The sequence below is a fragment of the Actibacterium sp. genome (assembly GCF_041584535.1).
Lineage (GTDB): Bacteria > Pseudomonadota > Alphaproteobacteria > Rhodobacterales > Rhodobacteraceae > Actibacterium_D.
In genome coordinates this window covers 1-15,584 of the sequence record NZ_JBFHDW010000021.1, presented here as the reverse complement: position 1 = coordinate 15,584, position 15,584 = coordinate 1, and the positions used below count along the sequence as shown (strand labels likewise).

General features: G+C 62.3%; 14 protein-coding genes and 1 pseudogene. 5 read left to right on the top strand and 10 right to left on the bottom strand.

What is annotated here, in order from left to right; translation table 11 throughout:
- The 4 genes and pseudogenes from ABYW26_RS02160 to fliP all read left to right on the top strand — a co-directional run.
- A pseudogene (locus tag ABYW26_RS02160) lies at positions 1–446 on the top strand (flagellar M-ring protein FliF); the annotation flags it as partial.
- Positions 446–1,042 carry a flagellar biosynthesis protein gene (locus ABYW26_RS02155; RefSeq protein WP_372603092.1) on the top strand — a complete coding sequence of 199 codons (597 nt, stop codon included), beginning with the start codon at positions 446–448 and terminating at the stop codon, positions 1,040–1,042. The pseudogene ABYW26_RS02160 and the gene ABYW26_RS02155, both read left to right, overlap by 1 nt.
- Entirely contained in the window at positions 1,035–1,298 is a 264-nt protein-coding gene (locus tag ABYW26_RS02150; protein WP_372603091.1) for a FliM/FliN family flagellar motor switch protein, read from the top strand. Before ABYW26_RS02155 ends, ABYW26_RS02150 begins: the two co-directional genes overlap by 8 nt.
- 2 nt (positions 1,299–1,300) lie before the next feature.
- On the top strand, positions 1,301–2,029 hold the full coding sequence (gene fliP, locus ABYW26_RS02145; RefSeq protein ID WP_372603090.1) for a flagellar type III secretion system pore protein FliP: 729 nt from the start codon (positions 1,301–1,303) through the stop codon (positions 2,027–2,029).
- A gap of 4 nt (positions 2,030–2,033) precedes the next feature.
- Here fliP and ABYW26_RS02140 read toward each other — a convergent pair whose 3' ends face one another.
- The 6 genes from ABYW26_RS02140 to ABYW26_RS02115 form a co-directional block, all read right to left on the bottom strand.
- A complete protein-coding gene (locus ABYW26_RS02140) occupies positions 2,034–3,137 on the bottom strand; it encodes a flagellar basal body P-ring protein FlgI (protein ID WP_372603088.1) in 1,104 nt (367 codons plus the stop codon).
- Complete coding sequence (locus tag ABYW26_RS02135) at positions 3,134–4,147, bottom strand: flagellin (RefSeq protein WP_372603086.1); 1,014 nt, start codon at positions 4,145–4,147, stop codon at positions 3,134–3,136. The genes ABYW26_RS02140 and ABYW26_RS02135 overlap by 4 nt, the downstream gene beginning before the upstream one ends.
- Before the next feature lie 2 nt (positions 4,148–4,149).
- Entirely contained in the window at positions 4,150–5,610 is a 1,461-nt protein-coding gene (flgK, locus tag ABYW26_RS02130) for a flagellar hook-associated protein FlgK (RefSeq protein WP_372603085.1), read from the bottom strand.
- Positions 5,611–5,631: 21 nt separating this feature from the next.
- Positions 5,632–6,927 carry a flagellar hook protein FlgE gene (locus ABYW26_RS02125; RefSeq protein WP_372603084.1) on the bottom strand — a complete coding sequence of 432 codons (1,296 nt, stop codon included), beginning with the start codon at positions 6,925–6,927 and terminating at the stop codon, positions 5,632–5,634.
- A 99-nt stretch (positions 6,928–7,026) separates the two neighbouring features.
- Positions 7,027–7,875 (bottom strand): flagellar motor protein MotB, encoded by an 849-nt coding sequence (locus ABYW26_RS02120; protein WP_372603082.1) that lies wholly within the window; start codon positions 7,873–7,875, stop codon positions 7,027–7,029.
- A gap of 110 nt (positions 7,876–7,985) precedes the next feature.
- On the bottom strand, positions 7,986–10,229 hold the full coding sequence (locus tag ABYW26_RS02115; protein WP_372603080.1) for a choice-of-anchor F family protein: 2,244 nt from the start codon (positions 10,227–10,229) through the stop codon (positions 7,986–7,988).
- 348 nt (positions 10,230–10,577) lie between these two features.
- Between ABYW26_RS02115 and purU the strand changes: the two genes are divergently transcribed.
- A complete protein-coding gene (gene purU / locus ABYW26_RS02110; RefSeq protein WP_372603079.1) occupies positions 10,578–11,462 on the top strand; it encodes a formyltetrahydrofolate deformylase in 885 nt (294 codons plus the stop codon).
- A 3-nt stretch (positions 11,463–11,465) separates the two neighbouring features.
- Here purU and ABYW26_RS02105 read toward each other — a convergent pair whose 3' ends face one another.
- The 4 genes from ABYW26_RS02105 to ABYW26_RS02090 form a co-directional block, all read right to left on the bottom strand.
- Positions 11,466–11,783 carry a DUF3775 domain-containing protein gene (locus ABYW26_RS02105; RefSeq protein ID WP_372603077.1) on the bottom strand — a complete coding sequence of 106 codons (318 nt, stop codon included), beginning with the start codon at positions 11,781–11,783 and terminating at the stop codon, positions 11,466–11,468.
- Positions 11,784–11,854: 71 nt separating this feature from the next.
- Positions 11,855–13,090: a DNA recombination protein RmuC gene (locus ABYW26_RS02100; protein ID WP_372603075.1), complete on the bottom strand. Its 1,236-nt coding sequence runs from the start codon at positions 13,088–13,090 to the stop codon at positions 11,855–11,857.
- The gene (gene mutL / locus ABYW26_RS02095; protein WP_372603073.1) at positions 13,087–14,910 is read right to left on the bottom strand and encodes a DNA mismatch repair endonuclease MutL; all 1,824 of its coding nucleotides are present in this window, start codon (positions 14,908–14,910) and stop codon (positions 13,087–13,089) included. Before mutL ends, ABYW26_RS02100 begins: the two co-directional genes overlap by 4 nt.
- Positions 14,911–15,018: 108 nt before the next feature.
- Positions 15,019–15,584 (bottom strand): M16 family metallopeptidase (locus ABYW26_RS02090; RefSeq protein ID WP_372603072.1); only part of this gene is annotated, 566 nt, incomplete at its 5' end.

Here is a 15,584-nt window from a genome sequence, read left to right as displayed (position 1 = left end):
CGGCCGTCGGATTTGACGCGGCGCGGGGTGACGTGATCACCCTGCGCTCGATGCCATTCGAACCCATCCCGGAATTGGGGACCGTGGCCGCAGCGTCGCTGATCGACCGGCTTGACCCGATGCTATTGGCGCAACTGGGCGTTCTGGCGCTGACCGCGCTGGTGCTGGGGGTGTTCGTGCTGCGACCGTTGTTGTTGGGCCGCGCGGCACCGGCTATTGCCGGCCTGCCCGCCCCTGCGTCCGCCCTCAGCGGGGCACTGGATGACGGCATTCTTCCCGACACGGCGGTGAATGACGCCGCCGCGCCACGCGCCACGCCCGAACCGCCGCTTGCCCTGCCCGCCGCCGACCCGGTTGAACGCCTGCGTCAGATGATCGAGGACCGGCGCGAAGAAACCATTCAAATTCTACGTCACTGGATGGAAGACGAAGAGGAAACCGCCTGATGTCGAAACTTCTAAGCTACGAAGATTTCTCGCCCGTGCCGCAAATCCCGGACCCGCAAAACACTGCGTTGCTGTCCGAAACCGCCCGGCTGGGCGCTTATGAGGAAGGCTACAAAGCCGGCTGGGACGATGCCGCGGGCGCCGAGGCTGCCAACCAAACCCGCATCGGCGCGGATTTCGCCCGCTCTCTACAGGATCTTTCCTTCAGCTATCACGAGGCCCGCGCGCATGTATTATCCGCCATCGGGCCGCTGCTGGAATTGATGGCCGAAAAGGTCTTGCCGGAAATCGCCCGCGACCACTTTGCCCAGACCGTTCTGGAGCAAGTGCGAACCATTGCCGGAACCGCCGCCGACGCGGCGATCGAACTGGTGGTGAACCCCGACAACCGCGCCGCCTTGGAAAAGGTGATGCCCCCGGATCCGGGCCTGCCGCTGACCATTATCGACGAGCCCAGCCTTGGCCCCGGACAGGCCTATCTGCGCGGCGCAAAGGGCGAATGCCAACTGGATCAGGACGCGGTTCTAAGCGGCATTCGCGCCGCAGTTTCAGCGTTTCTTTCAACCTCTCAGGAACAGGTGACACGGCATGGATAGCCCCGAAAACCCGCTTGGCCAAATCCCGTTGGAAATCATGATCTCGGTCGGCACCGCACGGCCTCTGGTGCGCGAGATGCTGACCCTGTCGCAAGGCGCCGTTCTGCCATTGGATCGGCGGATCGAGGACCCGGTCGAGCTGTATATCGGCAAGCGCCTGATCGCGCGCGGCGAATTGCAGGAACTTGACGGCGATCAGGCTGGTCAGCTTGCCGTGCGCCTGACCGAGGTCGCCGATATGAAAACCAGCCTGTAACCATGCGGCGCGCGCTTTTCCTCGTCACCGCCATCGGCCTGTGCGCGATCAGCCACCCCGCTTTGGCGCAAGAAATCACGCTGTCGCTGGGCGATAACGCATCGCTTGCCGGCCGCAGCGTTCAGATGATCGCGTTGCTGACGGTGCTGAGTCTGGTGCCCGGACTGGCGATCATGCTGACCTGTTTTCCATTCATCGTGACGGTTCTGGCGATCCTGCGACAGGCGATCGGCCTGCAGCAATCGCCGCCGAACATGCTGATCATCAGCCTGGCGCTGTTCCTGACCTATTTCGTGATGGAGCCGACGTTCTCGCAAGCCTGGACCGACGCGGTCGAGCCGCTGACCAATAACGCCATCACTGTGCCCGAAGCCATCGACGCCGGCCTTGCACCGTTTCGCAGTTTCATGGCTGCCCGCACCGCGCCCGACACATTCCTGTCGCTGCAATCTCTGCGCCCCGACGCGCCCGCAGACCTGTCGGCCGACGCACCGCTTTCGGTGCTGGTGCCGTCTTTTCTGCTGAGCGAGATCAGCCGGGCCTTTGAAATCGGCTTCCTGATCTATCTGCCTTTCCTGATCATCGATCTGGTGGTCGCGGCGGTGCTGATGTCGATGGGCATGATGATGGTGCCGCCCGCGGTGGTGTCGATGCCGTTCAAACTGGCATTCTTTGTGGTGGCTGACGGGTGGACCTTGCTGTCCGAGGCACTGGTCCGCGGGTATTTCTGATCGTCTAACGCACCAGAAATTCCGCGTGCAGCGCGCCCGCTGCCTTGATGCTTTTCAGGATGTCGATCATGTCGCGCGGGGACACGCCCAGCGCGTTCAACCCGGCGATCACCTCGGACAGGTTGGTGCCATCGGCCACCTCGGCCAGGCCGATGCCGGGCTTTTCGCTGATTGACGCGCCGGTCCGCGGAATGACCACGGTTTCGCCGGGCGCGAACGGGTTGGGCTGAACCACCATCGGTGCCTCTTCGATCCGCAGGGTCAGGCCGCCCTGACTGACGGCCACCCGCGAAATCCGCACATCGTCGCCCATGACAATTGTCCCCGAGCGCTGATCGACGACGACACGGGCCTTGCGCTGAGGTTCGATCAGGATGTTCTCAAGCCGCCCCAAAACATGCGCGGGCGAGCGCATCCGCGTCGCAGCAATATCCAGATCGACTGTGCCCGCATCCAGCATCCGGGCGACGGGGCGACCGAAATCCGCGTTGATCCCGCGCTCAATGCGTTCGGCGGTGGTAAAATCCGGGTTTCGAAGGGCAAGCCGCAGCCGCGACAGCGAGGAAAACTCGAACTCGATCTCACGCTCGACCCGCGCGCCCGAGGGGATGACCCCGGCGGTCGGCACGCCTTGAACCACGCTGGCCGCCGCGCCGTCAACCGAGGCACCGCCCGCGATGACCGTTCCCTGCCCGACCGCGTAAATCTGACCATCCGCCGCCGTCAGCGGCGTCATGATCAGCGTGCCGCCCAGAAGGCTTTTGGCGTCGCCGATCGCCGAGACGGTCACGTCGATCTGCGATCCGGCGCGGGAAAACGGCGGCAATGTCGCGGTCACAAACACCGCTGCCACGTTTTTCGGGCGGAACTGTTCACCGGCGACGTTCACGCCAAGCCGCTCTAACAGATTGGACATGATTTCTTCTGTAAAGGGCGCATTGCGCAGCCCGTCGCCTGTGCCGTTCAGCCCGACGACCAGACCGTATCCAACCAGATCGTTGCCACGCACCCCGTCAAATTCGACCAGATCCTTGATGCGGATCGGTGAGGCGCCCGCACTGACGGCCAGCATCAGCCAAAGCAGAGAAGATATCAGAAACCGGGTCATGTCAGGTAATCCGCAAGGCTGAGGCGCGACAGGCGCGCGGTAAGGGAATAAAGCATCTCGAGTTGCGATTGCACGGCCTCAAGCTGGGTCGCGTTTTCATAGGGGTCCGCCGCGATCAGCGCGTTTCGGGCGATCTGAAGCACCGACCGTTGCGCCGCGTTTTCGGTTTGCAGCGTCTCGATCCGGTTTTGGGTCACGCCGACCCGCGCCTCCAGTGTTGCCAGAGGACCGTCAGCAGACAGCAACAGCTCGCCGGTTTTCAGGGCCAGCGCCGCGCGTTCCGGAACATCGTTCAGAAGAACCGACTCATCCGACAGCAGCGCCGCCGTGGCCAGCCCGCGCAGCACGTCGCGCAAGGCCGGATCGGCGGCGGTGACGGTTAGGTCCAATGTTTGCCCCTCGGCCAAACGCACTGGCCCCATTGGCACATCGGCACCCAGATAGGCCAACGTGTCAAAGCCGCCGCCCGGCGTGTCGAACCAGTCGGCAACGGCGGCGATCACCTGATCCGCTGTGCTCAACCCCGCGACCGCCGACGTCAGCGCGTCCATCATCACCTGCGTCGGGGCCATCGCCGCGCCATCGGTCGCCGCGCCGGCAAACAGCCTGCGCCCGGCACCTGAGACATTCAGCCCCGAAATCGCCTGCTCCAATTTCTCGCGCGCATCGCCACCGGTCGAACGCAACAGCGTCGTCTCGGGCGCGCCGCCCGCCAGCACCAGCGCGGGCACCAATTGGCCCGATGCGTCGGCGATGCTGTTCAATGCGGTCTGCATGACCTCGGTCATCACCGCCGATTCCGCCGCAGCCATGTCATAGGCGTTCAGCAAGGTCAGACTGCGATCCAGCGCGGCCAGCGGGACGAAATCGCCGGACAGGTGTTTGCCCTGATCGGCCACCTGCCCCGAGGCCACCTCGTTCAGCACCGTCGACATTGAGGTTTTCAGGCTGAAATTGTGGCGGGTCAGCATCATCGTGTGGGCCTGATCACCGAATGTCAGTGCGCTCATGGTTACAGCCTCAGCATGTTATCAAGCAGGTCGTCGACGGTCTGGATCACCTTCGCGTTCGCGGCATAGGCTTTTTCGATCAACAACAATCGCTGCAATTCGGCGTCGGTATCGACGCCATCGGCCAATTGCGCGGCAAGCAATGTGTCGGCCTTGGCGCGGGTGAAACTGTGGTCGGCTTCGGCACTTTGGCGCGCGGCGGATACGACCGACAGGAATTCTGACGCCAAGCCGGATGCTGACCGCGCAGCGCCGCCGAACTGACCCGACGCGGGTATCCGGGCCTGAGACAGGGTTTGCGCCAGCGCATTCAACACCGTTGCGTCGCCGGACAGCCCCACGGCCGTCGCGCCCAACCCGTCGCGCATCCGCCACGCCGCCCCGCCCGGTTGCCCCGGATCGACCAGTGCGTTCAACGACAGGCGCGCCGACAGTCCGATTTCATTCGCGGCCAGAACCGCGCCGCCTTCGTCCGTGAACAAGCCCGGATCACCCAAAGCCAATGTCGGATCGACCAAGGGCGACTGAAACCGTTCCGCCAGATCGCGGGCCAACGCATCCAGGCTGGTCTGTGCCTGTTGTGCCAGATCGTCGCGCTGATGAAACAGCGCCGCCAGACGCCCGCCTGAAATCGGCGAATATCCGGCGCCGGTATTCACCTCGCGGCCGTTGATGGTCAGGCCGGACAGGGCGCCGCCGGAATAGGTCATCTCGGGCACGATGGTGCCGGTTTGGGTAAAGCCGATCTGCGAGGCCTTGCCGTCCAGAAGCGTCGCGCCGGATTGCGTGTAAATCGCGATCTCGCCGAAATCGCGGCCAACCACCCTGAGCGGCACAATCTCGGCAATGTCATCGACAAGGGCCTGCCGCTGGTCGATCAGGGCTGCGGTTTCATGTCCGGCCCCCTGATGACGGCGGATCTGAGCATTCAGATCGGCAATTTTCGTCAGACGGTCGTTCAGCAGATCAACCTGTTGGGCAATGCTGGTATCGGCGTCCTTGCGCAGGCTTTGGATCGCGTCCGAGGTGGCGTTGAATTTCATCGCCAGCGCATCAGCGGCATCGACGGTCGCTTGCAGCCGCGCGTCTGAATCGGGACGGCTGGCGGCCTCGGTCAGGGCGGCCTCAAGCGCGGCGATCCGTCCGTTCAGTGAATTGAGATCGCCGGGCAGGCCAATCGCGTCTTCGAGTTTCAGATAGAAGGCGGCGTATTGCTCAGCCTCGGCCGCGCCGGCATCGGCCAACCGGCGGTCGGCCAGAACCAACTGATCGACATCGCGGCTGACCCCATCGACCTTGACCCCGGCGCCGACGCCGGCAATCGACCGGGCGGACAGTTCCAGCTCGCGACGGCCATAGCCCGGCGTCAGCGCGTTCGCCACGTTCGACGACACCACATCGGCGGCGCGCGCGGCAGCGGTCAGCCCCGATAGCGCATTGGACAGAGACCCCGAAATCGACATGGTCGGCTCCTCGCCGCTTTATCAGCGTTTGATATTCGTGGTTTCCTGCAGCATCTCATCCACGGTCTGGATGATTTTGGCGTTCGACGAATAGGCCCGCTGGGTCTGAATCAGCTGGGTCAATTCGGCGGCAACGTCGGTGGCGGATTCCTCGCGGGCATAGCCGACGATACTGCCGGTAGGGCCATCGCCCGCGTCCCACAGAAAGAACGCGCCGCTGTCGGGCGAAACCTGATAGGCCTGATTGGACAGGGAAATCAGCCCGTTCGGATTTGGCACGTCGACCAGCGGGATTTGATAGATCGTCTTGGTGAATCCGGTGTCATAGATCGCATGGACAAAGCCGTTTTCATCAATCTCAACCGAGGTCAGATTGCCCACAGGCGAGCCGTTCTTGGTGATCGACGTCGGTGCGAAACTGTCGGACAGTTGCGTCAGGCCGAACGGATCGCCAAGGCTGCCGATGGTGACTTCCAGCGGGCCGCCCGCCACGTCCACCGTCAGCGCGCCGGTGGTGTCGTCATAGGTGCCGCCCGAAATCGTCGTCACCGAGGCCAGCGTGCCGCCATCCGAGCGTGAATCGTCAAAAGCCAGAACGTATTCGCCAACCACCGCATTGTCCGAGGCCGAGTCGGTGATCACCATCGTCCATTCATTCGAGGTTCCGGTTGCGGGCACGGTCGGGGAAAAGCTGACGGTCAGGGTTTCCGAAGTGCCAAGGTTGCCGAAATATTCGATCGACAGGTCCAGCGTATCGCCATTGGCCCCGGCCTCGGTCGCGGTGGCGGGCAGGTTGACGCCAAGTTCGATCCGCGTGGTCGGATCCCCTGCGAATTGGTTGACATCGATCTGCACCGGCTCCAACCCATCGACCGTATCGCGCGGATAGGTGGGGACGTTGCCATCGGCCTCAGCCGGCCAGCCCATCAGCACCATGCCGGTGCTGGTGGTCAGCACCCCGGTTTCATCCGGGTAGAACGAGCCAGTCGTCATCAGATACATCGGCATCGCGCCATCGCTGTGCAGCGAGGCCGAGTCAGTGACCGGGATCATGCCGCGCCCCGAGATCGCGATATCGGTGGGGTTGCTGGTTGAAATCAGCGGCCCGCTTTCGTCGATCAGGCGGTGGGTCGTGGTGCGCACGCCACCAGCGGCATAGCTGCCCGAGCCATCAATCACCATCGAATGAAATTCAGTATCCGACCGTTTGTAGCCATAGGTCGACGAGTTCGAGATGTTGTCGGAAATCGTCGCCAGTTTGGTCGCATTGGCATTCAGCCCGGCAACCCCGGCATTCAGCGAGGAGGAAATAGTCATGGTCAGCGCCTTTCTGCAGCTTCGACTCCTGGTCGGGTCCAGCGTTACAGCGCGCGCCTTAACAGCGAGATAACAGATAAAATTCGAACGATTTTGCCCTCAGCGGTCCGAGCGCAGCAGGATCAACTCGACCCGGTTGTTGCGCACCGACATCGGATCGCGGGTCAAAAGCGTCTTGTCGCCATAACCTGTCACCCGCTTGATCCGATCGGCATCCAGCCCGGCCGCCTCGATCAGTTTGCGCATCACCTGCGCCCGGCGCGTGGTCAGATCCCATGCCGGATCCTGCGCCAGAACCACCGGATGCGCCCGGCTGTGCGCGCCGATTGCCAGCCGGTTTTCGACCAGCGCGAACACCTCGGCGATGACCTTGATCAGCTCGCCCGTGACCGCGCTGGGCCGGTCGGTGCCTTCGTCGAACAGCGGGCTGCCGGGGCGGTCGAACAGTTCGACGATCAGCCCTTCGTCGGTGACGCGAGTCACGATATGGCGCAGCGCATTATTGGCGACCATGCTTTCACCACCGCGGGCGCGTAGCATCTGATCGACGCGCTCAAGCATGGCGGCGCTTTCCGCCGGATCGGATTTTGCGTCAGATACATCGACGCCATTCTGGCCGCGCGCCTGTCGGTGCTCGGACGCGTGACGATCCGTGCCGCCACTGCCGGTCTGTGCCAGAATTTCCTCGGAAAAGATACTTTCGCCGCCAAAGGCGCCTTCGCCCCCGCCCGAAATCCGGTTCACCGGGATCGTCGGATTAAAGTAATCCGCAATCCCCTTGCGTTGCTTTTCCGTCGTCGCGTTCAACAGCCACATCAGCATGAAAAAGGCCATCATGGCAGTGACAAAGTCGGCATACGCCACTTTCCATGCCCCACCATGGTGACCGTCGCCGGCCACAACCTTTTTCCGCTTGATGATGACTGGCGCGTTTTGACTTACGCCCATTTCACCACCTCGTATTCACCCGCCTTCAGTCCTAGCGGATGACCGGTGAACAGGCGCTTAACCGGTAAAATACGACGTAAAAAGGGGGGCGCGCGGCCCCCCTTCGATGCTTAGAACCGATAGGTCAGGGACAATGTCGCCTGGTGGTTGGCGAAACTGTTGCCGATCATGCCGTGATAGGCAGCGTTCAGCGATGTGCTCGTGCTGCCGCCGCTGCCCAGAACCGCGCTAAAGCCGATGCCGACATCGACCCAACCGTCCGAGGCCCCGTCTACCGGCGTCACACCCGGCAGCAAGCCGCCGAATTCGGTCGAGATCGCGGCGCCGTCGCCGTTCCGCACCGCATAGCCCAGATGACCATAGGGTTTCAGCGCCCCGGCGGTGTCATAGCTGCCCATGACGCCCAACAGCGCGACGGTGCTTTCATAGACCTGATGCCCAACCGAGATGTTATAGATGCTCGCCCCGGTTTCGGTGAAGGCCTCGACATCGGTCCGGTAATAATCGAACCCGAACATCGGGCCGAACGACACCGCGCCGCGCTGCATTTGCCAGTCGGCCTGGAACGAGGCAAACAATGTGCTGCCCGCAGGCGATGCGGTGGCGACTTCGCTGACCGAGGCGACCTCGATCGTGCGGCTGCTGTCAAAGGACAGGTCCTGATAGCCGATGGTCGCAAGGTAACGCCCGGACGCGCCCAGCGCGCCACGCCGGAACACCGCAACGGCGGCGCCATCTGCGGCAAGGCTGCCCCGCCCGTCGTCGATTTTCGCTGTCGCGTCCGAATAGCCGATCATCGCACCAAGGCCGGACTCAGTCTCGATCCCTGCGGAAATTGCGACATTTGACAGGTTATAGCCGATGTTATTCGCGGTGCGGTCAACCTGACCGTTCCCCCCCGAAACCACGGCAAACCCGGTCAGACCTTTCGCCATTTCCCAACGGTTGGCCGAGGCTTGCGTCACTTGTTCCGTGCCGCCGGTCACGACGCCGCCTGCCATCAGGTTCGACAATTGCCCGCCAGCGATCTGGCTGCCAAGCCCGGCATAGGCGCCAAGGAAGCTATAGCCGACGCGCTCAAGCGCCTGCTGTTGTTCGGCCAGTGTCGACAGCGCAAGGATCTCGTCGATCAGGGTCAGATAGCCTTCGTCCGCAGCCAGATAGGGAATGTTCGCGGCATCCAGACTACCGGCGACCGCGAATTGATAGTCGGTGCCGGCCAGCGTCACGATATCCGCGAACTCCGGGGTCAGGCGCAGGGTAAAGCCGCCGACTTCGATATCGGACACGTCCAGCGAGAAGTTCAGGTTCAGGTTGGACAGGTCTTCGATCGCGACGACTTCAAAGGCGCCGTCCGCTTCCATCAGGGCCAGAATATCCGCCGGAATTTCCGCGCCGGGCGCATAGGCCAGATCACCGACCTCGACGCCCAGGGCATCGGCCAGACCGGCAAGCGCAGCGTCCAGCTCTTCGGCCGAGGCCAGATTGCCATACTGCCATTCGGCGTCGCCGGTGTTGTACCATGCAATCAGCGCGTCCTCGGTGGCGTCGTCGGCATCGAAATCCCAGAAATAGCCATCCGGGATCTGGCCGCGATCCAACAGGCCATCGCCGAACAGGTCCAGATGATCGTCGTTGAACAGCACACCAGTGGTCAGGGTGCCGTCGTCTTGCTGAATCACCACGAAGCCAGCGGAGTCATCACTGAAAAAGCCGATCGTGCCTTCCTGACCGCCATCCCCAAACAGGCCGTCGGGGAAAAAGCTGCGCTGCAACGGGTCCTGACCTTCGGTTTCACCACCAAGGCCGGGCCATTCTTCGGCTTTTTCGGACAGTTCGACCAACTGGTCGAACGCCACGCCGGTTTCTTCGTCGATGCCGACAAAATCATCGCCAGTGCCGGTGCCAAGGCTGATCTCAAAGCCCATCACCCGCGCGCCGGTGCGGTTGGTGACCTTGCCATAGGTAAAATATTCGGTGGTGCCGCCGGTCGCCGTCGTCGCAAACGACAGATCCATCGGCCCGGCGCCGGTCCAGTTCATCTTGACCCGCTTGCCCAGACCCGGCTCGGCATCGCAGGTCAGGTCATTATTCGACATCAGGCAGTTATAGGTCTCGCCTTCTTCGGGGGCCGGGGCAAAGCCGTTCTCCGAGGCATAGTCATCGTTATTGATTTCATTCGTGACCGCCTTGATCCCCGGAGGCAGAACGCCTTCGTCGGGGTCGGAAAAGATATAACCGTCGCCACTGACGCCGTTAAATCCCGAAATCTCGCCCGCGGTGGCCACGTGCGACATGAAAACAGTTAGCGCAATAGGCGCCACACCAGCCAAAAGGCGGATACGTTTGGTCATAGGAGTCTCCTGAGAATACAAACCCGAAAACAAATCACTCGTTGAAACGCGGGCCTGTAGTCAGGCCCTTTTCCAGCGCGTTTTCTCTCAACCCGCGCGTCCTATGCATCATGTCATGACTGCATCGTGGTGAATGGCACCTCGGATTGGCCCGCTTGTCACTGTGTTCAAACACGCATTCGGCAAACATTATATGTCTGTGCCTCCAGAGCAACATTCAACTATCGGAATATTTGATTTCCGATGATCGAATACAGCCTATAGGTGAAATGACGGGTTCTGCTGGCGAAAAATTCATTTATCCCTTAAACGCCAAACTGATTGAATTTCCTGACTTTGGACGCCCCGATGAGCACCTTCGCCCTGACCGTCAAATGCCCCACCTCGCGCGGGATCGTTGCCGCGATTTCCGCCTTTCTGGCCGATCAGGGCTGCAACATCACAGACAGCGCGCAATTCGACGATCAGGAAACCAGCAACTTTTTCATGCGCATCAGCTTTCGCAGCGAACTGGGCCGCAGCATCGCCGAGCTGACCTCGGCGTTCGAGACCATCGCCAGCAAGTTCACCATGGACTACGCCTTTCACGACGAGGCGAAAAAGATGAAGGTCATCATCATGGTGTCGCGCTTTGGCCATTGCCTGAATGACCTGCTGTATCGCTGGCGGATCGGGGCGCTGCCGATTGATATCGTCGGGGTGATCGCGAACCATCTGGACTATCAGAAGGTCGTGGTGAACCACGATATCCCGTTCCACTATGTCAAGGTCACGAAAGAGAACAAACCTCAGGCCGAGGCCCAGCAACTGGCGATCGTCGAGGAAACCGGCGCCGAACTGATCGTGCTGGCCCGCTATATGCAGGTGCTGTCCGACGAGATGTGCCAGAAGATGTCGGGGCGGATCATCAATATCCACCACTCGTTCCTGCCGTCGTTCAAGGGCGCCAATCCCTATAAGCAGGCGTTCCAGCGCGGGGTGAAACTGATCGGGGCGACGTCGCATTACGTGACCGCCGATCTGGACGAAGGCCCGATCATCGAACAGGACACCGTGCGCGTCACCCATGCCCAAAGCCCCGAGGACTATGTCAGCCTTGGCCGCGATGTTGAAAGTCAGGTTCTGGCGCGGGCGATTCACGCCCATATCCATTACCGGGTGTTCCTGAACGGCAACAAGACCGTGGTGTTCCCGGCCAGCCCCGGCAGCTATGCGTCCGAGCGCATGGGCTAAGCGTCAGAGGAAATCTTCTTCCTCGTCAGTGACATCGACGCCCAGACGCTCCAGACCGTCCTCAAGGTAATCCGGCAACAGCGGCATTCCGGTCAGGTAATCGGCGGTGGGGGTCGTGGCCTCCATCTTGGCCATCTCGATGGCCTCTTCCAGATCCTCGGGCTCGTAAGTCTCGCGGCCGATCCAGGCGATGGCGACAAGGCTGGCTTGTTCATCCTCGTTCAGCGCGTCGATAAAGGCGTGCAACTCGGCCTCGGCCCAGTTCTTTTCACGCGCCTGAAAAATGATGTGGACGACTTTCCGTGGGCTGATCTCAAGCATGGCTGCCTCCGCGATACCTTGAAAATACTGTCGCGCTAATATGCCCCCGAGACAAGAGGGCACACGCATCCCTAGTCGCGTTTCGGCAGCGGCACCACCTGTGCCACCGCGTCGGGGGCCAGTTCTTCAAAGTCGAAATTGTCCAGCCTGGCCGCGCGTTTTCCAGCGCGTTCAGCGGCGATGCCCAAACCTTCGACATCTTCGCGGGCCTGCCGGAAATGAGTGTCCAGCTTGCCCACCCGTTCGACCACGATTTCCACATCGCGATGCAACAGGCGCAGCGTCTTGCGGATCGCCCCGGCCTGTTCCCGCATCCGCGCGTCCTTGAGGATCGCCCGCATCGTGTGCAGCGTCGCCATGCAGGTGGTCGGTGACACGATCCACACCCGCGCTGCAAAGCCATCGCGCACCAGCTCGGGGAAATTGGCGTGCAGTTCGGCATAGACCGCCTCGGACGGCAGGAACATGATCGCCCCGTCAGCAGTTTCGCCTTCGATCAGATATTTCTCGGAGATATCCTTGATGTGCTTGCGCACCGCGATCCGCATCGCCTTGGCGGCCTCGTTGGTTTCGAAATCCGTCGTCGCCCGGCGCAGCGCCTCGTAAGCATCCAGCGGGAATTTCGCATCAATGACAATCGGCCCCGGCGGGTTCGGCAGATGGATCAGGCAATCCGCGCGCTTGCCGTTCGACAGGGTCGCCTGCAACGTATAACTGTCGCGCGGCAGCGCCTTGCTGACGATGTCGTTCAGTTGAATCTCACCGAATGCGCCGCGCGTTTGTTTGTTCGACAGGATGTCCTGCAAACTAAGAACATCGCCCGACAGCTTTTCGATATTGGCCTGCGCCCGGTCGATGGTCGCCAGCCGCTCTTGCAATTCGGTCAGGGATTTGGTGGTTTTTTCGCTGTTTGTGCCCAGCGTCTTATCCAGCCGCTCATTGAGGTCGGTAATGGTCCGCGCCGATTTCATCGCGTTCAGATGCAGGGTCTCGGTCATCTGGCGCTGAACCTCGCCCAGACGCACCTCCATCGTTTGCAACACCCGCGCCTGACTGTTGGCCTGCGCGTCCGAGACAGTCTGCAACCCGCCGGCCAGCCGCTCTTGCCCCTGCCCCAGCGTCGCAACCGCGCGGCCCAGTTGATCCATCTGGTAAATCAGCGGCGCAGTCATTTCCGCCGCCCGCCCGGCGCGCCGCACAACGACGATCAACAGGGCCAGAACCAACAGGCCCAGCCCGGCCGCCGCCAGCACCATCACAACAACCGGGTCGTTGAACGCGTAAAATTCTCCGCCAATCTGGATCATGTGCGTCCAAACAACCTTTCGATATCACTGAGTTTCAATTCGACATAGGTCGGGCGGCCATGGTTGCACTGCCCCGAATGCGGCGTGGCCTCCATCTCGCGCAGCAGCGCGTTCATCTCTTCAGCCCGCATCCACCGCCCCGAGCGGATCGAGCCATGACAGGCAACCCGGCTGAGAATGGCCTCGATCCGCGCCTTGACCGACTGGCTGTCCCCCAGATCGTCCAACTCGTCCAGAATATCGGCCAGCATCGCCTTGGCGTTCACCTCGCCCAAAATCGCCGGGGTCTCGCGCACGGCGACCGCACCGCCACCGAACGGTTCAATGGTCAGACCCAGCTGAGCCAGATCGCTGGCAATTTCCATCAGGCGGGCGCAATCGCCGCTGCTCATCTCGACGATCTCGGGGATCAAAAGGGCCTGCGCCGCGACGCCATTCTCGGCCATCTGCCGTTTCAGCCGCTCATAAACCAGCCGCTCATGCGCGGCGTGCTGATCGACGATGACAATGCCATCCGCCGTCTGGGCGATGATATAATTCTCATGCACCTGCGCCCGCGCCGCGCCCAACGGCAGATCGGCAGCGTCGATCACCGGCTCTTCCACCCGGGCCGAGGGCGCCTCGGCAAAACCGGGCATCTGCTGCGGCGCCTGCGCGGCATAGGCGGTTCTGATCGCCCCGGTGCTGGGCCGGTCCATCTGGTAAATCCGCGGCGCCGCGCCTTCGGCCCGCATCGCGCCCAGCGTCGCCCCCGCCACCGTGGTCGAGGCCCGGTGCCCCGCCTCGGCCAGCGCATGCCGCAACGCCGAGACAATCAGCCCGCGCACGATCCCCGGCTCGCGGAACCGCACCTCGGCCTTGGCCGGATGCACGTTCACATCGACCAGATGCGGGTCGCAATCGACGAACAACACCGCCGCCGGATGCCGGTCACGGCTCAGGAAATCGGCATAAGCCCCGCGCAGCGCTCCGATCAGCAGCTTGTCCCGCACCGGGCGGCCATTGACGAACAGATACTGCGCCACCGCCGAGCCGCGCGAATAGGTCGGCAGCGCGGCATAGCCGGTCAGGTGAAACCCATCGCGTTCAGCATCGACCGCCAGCGCATTGTCGGCGAATTCGGCACCCAGCACCCGCGCCAGCCGCCCATGCAGCGCATCGAACATGTCGCCGGTCTCGGGGTCGGCGCGGAACACCACGCGCCCCTCGCCGCCGCCGGACACATCGCGCAGAGTAAAGCCGACAAACGGCTCGGCCATTGCCAGCCGCTTGATGACATCGCCGATCGCCTGACTTTCGGCCCGGTCGCTGCGCAGGAATTTCAACCGTGCGGGCGTCGCGTAAAACAGATCGCGCAGCTCGACCACCGTGCCACGGCTCAGCGCCGCGGGCCGCACCGCCGACATCGCGCCGCCCGAAACCGTGATCTCGGCCGCGTCGCCACCTGCGCGCGAGGTGATCTTCAACCGCCCCACCGCACCCAGACTGGGCAAGGCCTCGCCCCGGAAGCCGAAGGTGTGAATATCCAACAGGTCCGAGCCGTCGATTTTCGAGGTCGCATGACGGCTCAGCGCCAGCGGCAGATCCGCCCCGTCCATCCCGTGCCCATCATCCGAAACCCGGATCAGCGCCTTGCCGCCATCGGCAATCGCCACTTCGACCCGCCGCGCCCCGGCATCCAGCGCGTTCTCAACCAGTTCCTTCACCGCCGAGGCAGGTCGCTCAACGACCTCACCTGCCGCAATCCGGTTGATTGCCGCCTCGTCCAATTGACGAATAACCGCAGGTTCAGGGCTTATTTTGGGGTTATGCGAGTTCATACCACTAGAATTAGCACGCCCCGCCCCGATTCTGCCACCAAAGTTTCACCGCTTTTTCTTGGCAAAAATACTCCGGGGGGACTGGGGGGCTGGCCCCCCAGCCTGTGCTCAATCGCCTGTTGCCAATCCGACCGGCTGCCCGACCACCACGAAATGCAGCGCCTCGGGGTCCAGCAGTCGCTGGGCCACCCGGCGCACATCGTCCTGCGTCACCGCGTTCACCTTGTCGTTGCGGGTGGCAATGTAATCGACGCCCAGCCCTTCCATCTGCATCCCGACCATGATGTTGGCGATGGTGCCATTGCCATCGAACCGCAGCGGATACGAGCCCGTCAGATAGGTCTTTACGGTCTGCAATTCCTCGGCAGTGATGCCATCAGTTGCCGCGCGAGCCCATTGGTCGCGGATCACCTGAACGGCTTCGGCCATCTTTTCATTGGCCGAGGCCACTTTGCCCAGCACCAGATCGGCCCGGTCCATCGTATACAGATAGGACGACACGCCATAGGTCAGGCCGCGCTTTTCCCGGACCTCTTCCATCAGCCGGGACGAAAATCCGCCGCCGCCCAGAACGCTGTTCAGAACGAAGGCGGCAAAGAAATCCGGGTCTTCGCGGGCGATACCGTTGTGACCGAAGATCGCCACCGATTGCGGGGTGTCAAATGGCACGACGG

Excerpts from the sequence above, each read along its gene's own strand:
- mutL (WP_372603073.1), bottom strand. The coding sequence starts at position 14,910 with ATGAACTCGCATAACCCCAAAATAAGCCCTGAACCTGCGGTTATTCGT.
- ABYW26_RS02115 (WP_372603080.1), bottom strand. The coding sequence starts at position 10,229 with ATGACCAAACGTATCCGCCTTTTGGCTGGTGTGGCGCCTATTGCGCTA.
- ABYW26_RS02140 (WP_372603088.1), bottom strand. The coding sequence starts at position 3,137 with ATGACCCGGTTTCTGATATCTTCTCTGCTTTGGCTGATGCTGGCCGTC.
- ABYW26_RS02135 (WP_372603086.1), bottom strand. The coding sequence starts at position 4,147 with ATGAGCGCACTGACATTCGGTGATCAGGCCCACACGATGATGCTGACC.
- flgK (WP_372603085.1), bottom strand. The coding sequence starts at position 5,610 with ATGTCGATTTCGGGGTCTCTGTCCAATGCGCTATCGGGGCTGACCGCT.
- ABYW26_RS02105 (WP_372603077.1), bottom strand. The coding sequence starts at position 11,783 with ATGCTTGAGATCAGCCCACGGAAAGTCGTCCACATCATTTTTCAGGCG.
- fliP (WP_372603090.1), top strand. The coding sequence starts at position 1,301 with ATGCGGCGCGCGCTTTTCCTCGTCACCGCCATCGGCCTGTGCGCGATC.
- ABYW26_RS02120 (WP_372603082.1), bottom strand. The coding sequence starts at position 7,875 with ATGGGCGTAAGTCAAAACGCGCCAGTCATCATCAAGCGGAAAAAGGTT.
- purU (WP_372603079.1), top strand. The coding sequence starts at position 10,578 with ATGAGCACCTTCGCCCTGACCGTCAAATGCCCCACCTCGCGCGGGATC.
- ABYW26_RS02100 (WP_372603075.1), bottom strand. The coding sequence starts at position 13,090 with ATGATCCAGATTGGCGGAGAATTTTACGCGTTCAACGACCCGGTTGTT.
- ABYW26_RS02125 (WP_372603084.1), bottom strand. The coding sequence starts at position 6,927 with ATGACTATTTCCTCCTCGCTGAATGCCGGGGTTGCCGGGCTGAATGCC.
- ABYW26_RS02150 (WP_372603091.1), top strand. The coding sequence starts at position 1,035 with ATGGATAGCCCCGAAAACCCGCTTGGCCAAATCCCGTTGGAAATCATG.
- ABYW26_RS02155 (WP_372603092.1), top strand. The coding sequence starts at position 446 with ATGTCGAAACTTCTAAGCTACGAAGATTTCTCGCCCGTGCCGCAAATC.